A 5,754-nucleotide genomic window follows, 5' to 3' on the forward strand; every position below is an offset into this window, starting at 1 on the left:
TCTTCGATTTTCGCCACCTTCGAGAGTCGAACGGTGTCTTCCGGCCACTTGACCACCATGGAGGACACATCAGCACCGAGCTGCGAATCAACGATCGGATCCGGGTACCCGAGGTCCGACTCGTGGGACCCAACGGGGAGACCGTCGGAATCGTCCCGACCGATCAGGCACTGAAGCTGGCCCAGGAGGCCGACCTCGACCTCGTCGAGGTGGCGCCGACCGCCCGCCCGCCCGTCTGCAAGCTCATGGACTACGGGAAGTTCAAGTACGAGAACGCCCAGAAGGCCCGTGAGGCACGGCGCAACCAGACGAACGTGGTCATCAAGGAGATGAAGCTTCGTCCCAAGATCGACGCGCACGACTACGAGACCAAGAAGGGCCACGTCGTCCGATTCCTCCGGGCCGGCGACAAGGTCAAGATCACCATCATGTTCCGGGGGCGCGAGCAGCACCGGCCCGAGCTCGGCTTCCGGCTGCTGCAGCGGCTGGCCGAGGACGTCACCGAGCTGGGGTTCGTGGAGTCCGCGCCGAAGCAGGACGGCCGCAACATGATCATGGTCCTCGGGCCGCACCGGAAGAAGGCCGAGGCGAAGGTGGAGCTCAAGGCCGAGAAGGCCTCGCGCGCCGCCGAGCGTGCCGCGGCCCAGGCCGAGGAGCGCGCGGAGCGAACCGCAGCCAACGCTGGCCACGAAGGCGGCTCGAAGAAGAAGCAGCGCGGCCGGTCGGAGAACCTCGACCCCGAGATCGAGGCCTGAGCCCAGCGCACGACCACCGCACGTAGCAACGAGAGAGAGCAGGAAGATGCCGAAGAACAAGACGCACTCCGGAGCGAGCAAGCGCTTCCGCGTGACCGGATCGGGGAAGATCCTTCGCGAGAAGACCGGCAAGCGACACAACCTGGAGAAGAAGCCCTCCAAGGTGACCCGTCGGATGTCCGGCACCACCGAGATCGCCAAGGCCGACGTCAAGCGCGCCAAGAAGATGCTCGGCATCTGAGCCGACGACACGCCTCCCCCGACACCAGCAACAAGGAGTAATCAGAAATGGCACGCGTCAAGCGGGCAGTGAATGCCCAGAAGAAGCGCCGGGTCGTCCTCGAGCGGGCCAGCGGGTACCGCGGCCAGCGGTCGCGCCTGTACCGCAAGGCCAAGGAGCAGGTCACCCACTCGCTGGTCTACAGCTACAACGACCGCCGCAAGAACAAGGGCAACTTCCGCAAGCTGTGGATCCAGCGCATCAACGCTGCGGCCCGCGCCCAGGGCATGACCTACAACCGGTTCATCCAGGGCCTGAACCTCGCCGGCGTCACGGTCGACCGCAAGATCCTCGCCGACCTCGCCGTCAACGACGTGGCCGCGTTCAACACGCTGGTCGAGACCGCGAAGGCGGCACTCCCCGACGACGTGAACGCGCCGAAGGCCGAGGCCTCCGCCTGACCACCCCACTGACCCGTGGCAACGCCCGGGTCAAGGAAGCGCGCAAGCTCAGCCGTCGTCCGGTTCGCGCCGGACGACGGCTGTTCCTTGCCGACGGGCCCAACGCGGTCGCGGGCGCGCTGTCGGTCGACGGGTGCGTCGCGGAGGTGTTCGCGACACCCGCGGCGACCGAGCAGCACGCAGACCTGGTCGCGTCCGGGGCGCCCTGGACGTTGGTCGACGAGGCGGCCCTCGCTTCGCTCAGTGACAGCGTCACCCCGGCCGGGCTGGTCGCGGTGTGCCACTTCCTCGACGTCCCGCTCCACGCGGTCCTCGGCGGTCGACCACGGCTGGTGGCCGTCTGCGCCGACGTACGCGATCCCGGCAACGCCGGCACCGTGGTCCGGACCGCCGATGCGGCCGGAGCCGACGCGGTGGTCCTCGCCGGCAGCTCGGTGGATGCCCACCACCCCCGGACCGTGCGGGCCAGCGCCGGCAGCCTCTTCCATCTCCCGCTGGCCATCGAGCCCGACCCGATCGCCGCAGTCCGGGCGGCGGGCGAGGCAGGCCTGGTCGTGCTGGCGGCAGACGGCGCCGGCGAGCTCGACCTGTACGACGCCGACGAGGTGCTCGCCCGCCCCACGGCCTGGCTCTTCGGCAACGAGGCCTGGGGCCTGCCGGCCGACCTGGCGGCCGCCGCCGACCACCGGATCCGGATCCCGATCCACGGTCGGGCCGAGAGCCTCAACCTCGCCACCGCCGCAGCGTTGTGCCTCTACGCCTCGGCGCGCGCCCACCGCGGTTAGGGTGGCCGACGTGGACGAGGAGTGGTCGCAGGACGCGCAGGCCCTGGCCGACGCGCTGCCGGACGGCCTCGTGGTCGCGGACGCCGCAGGGATGGTCACCCTCGTGTCACGGACGGCCGCTGCCATGCTCTCCGTCTCCAGTCACGAGAGCGTCGGGAAGCCGCTGCCCGAGGTGCTGCTGCTGCGAGACCAGGACGGCAACGACTGGCACGCGACCAACCGTCCCTACGACGGCCTGCGGACCCGGGTGGCGATCCCGGAGCAGTCGTGGATCCTGCCGAGCGGCAACGAGGTCCTCGTCGCCACCCGCCTGTCCCGGGCCGGCATCAGCCAGCCCATCGAACGGGTCGTGGTGGTGCTGCGCTCCGGACGCGGTCGGGCCCGCCTCGACCGGGAGCGCTCCGACCTGGTGGCCACCGTCGCCCATGAGCTGAGATCCCCACTCACCGGGGTCAAGGGCTTCGTCCAGGCGTTGCTGAACCGCTGGGACAAGCTCAACGACGAGCAGAAGAAGCTGATGCTCACGACCGTCCACTCCGACTCCGAGCGGCTGAGCCGGCTGATCGCCGAGCTGCTCGACGTCGCCCGCATCGACACCGGTCGTCTCGCGCTGTACCCCCGGCCCTCCGACGCCGACGTGCTGGTCGGCCGGGCCGTGGCGTCGGTCCAGGCCGGGACCGCCCGGCCCATCGTCTACAGAGCGGTGGACGAGCTGCCCGAGGTGAGCGTGGACCCCGACAAGTTCACCCAGGTGGTCACCAACCTGATCGAGAACGGCGTGCGCCACGGGGAGGGGACAGTGACGGTCCGGGCCGAGGAGCTCGGGCCCGCCGACGAGTACCCCGGCGTTCGCGTCGTCGTCGAGGACGAGGGCGAGGGCATCGCTCCGGAGATGCGGCGTCGCGTCTTCACGAAGTTCTGGAAGAGCGGGGCGCGTGGCGGATCCGGTCTGGGGATGTACCTCGTCAACGGGCTGGTCCGGGCGCATGGGGGCTCGGTCGCCATCGGCGACGCACCGGGCGGGGGAGCGCGGGTCGAGCTGACCTGGCCGGCCGAGGACCTGCGACCCGGCCGCGGCTCCTGACCGGCCGAACCCGTTCGCGTCCCGCGCTCACCGCTTCCTAGACTTGCCCCCTGATTCGTCCGCCCCGAACGTCCGTCCGCGAAAGGCCACCATGTCGGGACCGAACACCGATTACGACCCCGTCGAGGTCACTCCGCTCAAGGCGGAGGAGGTCGAGGCGATGCGCGAGGCGGCGCTCGCGGCCATCGCCGGCGCCGACGACCTCGCGGCGCTCAAGCAGGTGCGGCTCGAACACGCGGGCGACCGGTCGCCGCTCGCGCTGGCCAACCGCGAGATCGGGGCGCTTCCGCCGCAGGCCCGCAAGGAGGCAGGCAAGCGCGTCGGTGAGGCGCGCGGCGCGGTCAACCAGGCCCTCGCGGCCCGGCAGGAGGTGCTCGAGGCCGAGCACGAGGAGCGGATGCTGGTCGAGGAGACGGTCGACGTCACCCTGCCGACCCAGCGCACCCGGCGTGGCGGCCGGCACCCGATCACGCTCCAGTCCGAGCTGATCGCCGACATCTTCGTGGCCATGGGCTGGGAGATCGCCGAGGGTCCGGTCGTGGAGGCCGAGTGGCTCAACTTCGACGCGCTCAACCTCGGGCCCGACCACCCGGCCCGCACCATGCAGGACACCTTCTGGACCGAGCCGGTCGACCACCACGTCGTGCTGCGCACCCAGACCTCGCCGGTCCAGGCGCGCACGATGCTGACGCGGACGCCGCCGATCTACGTCGCCTGCCCGGGGCGGGTCTTCCGCACCGACGAGTACGACGCCACGCACAGCCCGATGTTCCACCAGGTGGAGGGGCTCGTCGTCGACGAGGGCATCACGATGGCCCACCTCAAGGGCTGCCTCGACCACCTGGCCGGGCAGCTGTTCGGCGACGGCATCGACACGCGCTTCCGCCCGTCGTACTTCCCCTTCACCGAGCCGTCGGCCGAGGTCGACGTGCGCTGCTTCGTGTGCCGGGGCCAGGACGCCGCGTCCTGCCGCACCTGTCGCGGCGAGGGCTGGATCGAGTGGGGCGGCTGCGGAGTGGTGAACCCGCGGGTGCTGACCGCCTGCGGCGTCGACGCGGAGACCTACACGGGCTTCGCGTTCGGCATGGGCATCGACCGCAGCTTCATGTTCCGGCACAACCTGGAGGACCTGCGTCCGCTGTTCGAGGGCGACGTCCGGTTCAGTGCCGCGTTCGGCACCGAGATCTGAGAAGGGCACCCCACCGATGAAGGCCCCCCTGTCCTGGATCCTCGACTACGTCGACGTCCCCGCCGGCGTCACCAGCGAGGAGATCACCGCGCGCCTGACGCTCACCGGCCTCAAGCTCGAGGCCATCGCCAGCCCCGGTGCCGGCATCACCGGTCCTCTCGTGGTCGGCCGCGTGCTCACCCTGGAGCCTGAGCCGCAGAAGAACGGGAAGACGATCAACTGGTGCACCGTCGACGTCGGCGACGCCAACGGGACCGGCGAGCCGCAGGGCATCGTGTGCGGAGCCCACAACTTCGCGGTCGACGACCTCGTGGTCGTCGTCCTGCCCGGCGGGGTGCTCCCCGGCGGCTTCGAGATCTCCGCGCGCACGACCTACGGACATGTCTCGGCCGGCATGATCTGCTCCGCCCGTGAGCTCGGCCTCGGCGAAGACCACGAGGGCATCATCGTGCTCCCGGCCGACGCCGGGCAGCCGGGCGAGGACGCCCGGCCGGTCCTGGGTCTCGACGAGGAGGTCATCGAGTTCGAGATCAACCCCGATCGGGCCTACGGCCTCTCGCTGCGGGGCATCGCCCGCGAGGTCGCGGTCTCGGTCGAGGGAGCCACCGGGTTCCGGGACCCCGCGCTCCGCCGGACCCCGGAGCCCGACGGCGCGGGGTACCCGGTGGAGGTGGAGGACGTCGAGGGCTGCCCGGTCTTCGTCGCCCGCACGGTCACCGGGTTCGACCCGCGTGCCACCACCCCGGACTTCATCGCCCAGCGGGTCCGGGCTGCCGGCATGCGGCCGATCTCGCTGGCGGTCGACGTCACCAACTACGTGATGCTCGAGCTCGGACAGCCGATCCACGGCTACGACCGCGCGGCGCTGCGCGGGCCGATCCGGGTCCGCCGCGCGCAGGAGGGGGAGAGGCTCACCACCCTCGACGACGTCGAGCGCACCCTCTCCGCGGAGGACCTCCTGATCTGCGACGACCGCGGCCCGATCGGCCTGGCCGGCGTGATGGGCGGAGCGGAGACCGAGCTCACCGAGACCACCACCGACATCGTCATCGAGGCCGCCCACTTCGCGCCGGTGTCGATCTTCCGCACCGCCAAGCGGCACAAGCTGCCCTCGGAGGCCTCCAAGCGCTTCGAGCGCGGCGTCGACCCGACCATCCCGGAGGCCGCGGCCGACCGGGTGGCCGAGCTGCTCACGACGTACGGCGGGGGCACCATCGATCCCGGCGTGACGAAGGTCGGGAGCGCTCCGGCGATGCCGAC

Annotated in this window: 7 protein-coding genes; all 7 read left to right on the plus strand. The window is 70.9% G+C overall.

Annotation, left to right across the window (positions count from 1 at the left end; genetic code table 11):
* Positions 1–68 precede the first annotated feature (68 nt).
* A complete protein-coding gene (infC, locus tag VFN12_RS07330) occupies positions 69–755 on the plus strand; it encodes a translation initiation factor IF-3 (protein ID WP_325117980.1) in 687 nt (228 codons plus the stop codon).
* A gap of 46 nt (positions 756–801) precedes the next feature.
* Positions 802–996: a 50S ribosomal protein L35 gene (gene rpmI / locus VFN12_RS07335; protein ID WP_325117973.1), complete on the plus strand. Its 195-nt coding sequence runs from the start codon at positions 802–804 to the stop codon at positions 994–996.
* A 47-nt stretch (positions 997–1,043) separates the two neighbouring features.
* Positions 1,044–1,436, plus strand: coding sequence for a 50S ribosomal protein L20 (gene rplT, locus VFN12_RS07340; RefSeq protein ID WP_325117974.1), 393 nt, complete (start codon positions 1,044–1,046; stop codon positions 1,434–1,436).
* A gap of 8 nt (positions 1,437–1,444) precedes the next feature.
* Positions 1,445–2,221 carry a TrmH family RNA methyltransferase gene (locus VFN12_RS07345; protein WP_414690015.1) on the plus strand — a complete coding sequence of 259 codons (777 nt, stop codon included), beginning with the start codon at positions 1,445–1,447 and terminating at the stop codon, positions 2,219–2,221.
* Between the two features lie 10 nt (positions 2,222–2,231).
* Positions 2,232–3,305 (plus strand): PAS domain-containing sensor histidine kinase, encoded by a 1,074-nt coding sequence (locus tag VFN12_RS07350; protein WP_325117976.1) that lies wholly within the window; start codon positions 2,232–2,234, stop codon positions 3,303–3,305.
* 91 nt (positions 3,306–3,396) lie between these two features.
* Positions 3,397–4,494 (plus strand): phenylalanine--tRNA ligase subunit alpha, encoded by a 1,098-nt coding sequence (gene pheS, locus VFN12_RS07355; protein ID WP_325117977.1) that lies wholly within the window; start codon positions 3,397–3,399, stop codon positions 4,492–4,494.
* A 16-nt stretch (positions 4,495–4,510) separates the two neighbouring features.
* Positions 4,511–5,754: phenylalanine--tRNA ligase subunit beta (locus VFN12_RS07360; RefSeq protein WP_325117979.1), on the plus strand; the 1,244-nt coding region annotated here is incomplete at its 3' end.

The organism is Nocardioides sp., assembly GCF_035703625.1.
GTDB lineage: Bacteria > Actinomycetota > Actinomycetes > Propionibacteriales > Nocardioidaceae > Nocardioides.

Excerpts from the sequence above, each read along its gene's own strand:
- rpmI (WP_325117973.1), top strand. The coding sequence starts at position 802 with ATGCCGAAGAACAAGACGCACTCCGGAGCGAGCAAGCGCTTCCGCGTG.
- rplT (WP_325117974.1), top strand. The coding sequence starts at position 1,044 with ATGGCACGCGTCAAGCGGGCAGTGAATGCCCAGAAGAAGCGCCGGGTC.
- pheS (WP_325117977.1), top strand. The coding sequence starts at position 3,397 with ATGTCGGGACCGAACACCGATTACGACCCCGTCGAGGTCACTCCGCTC.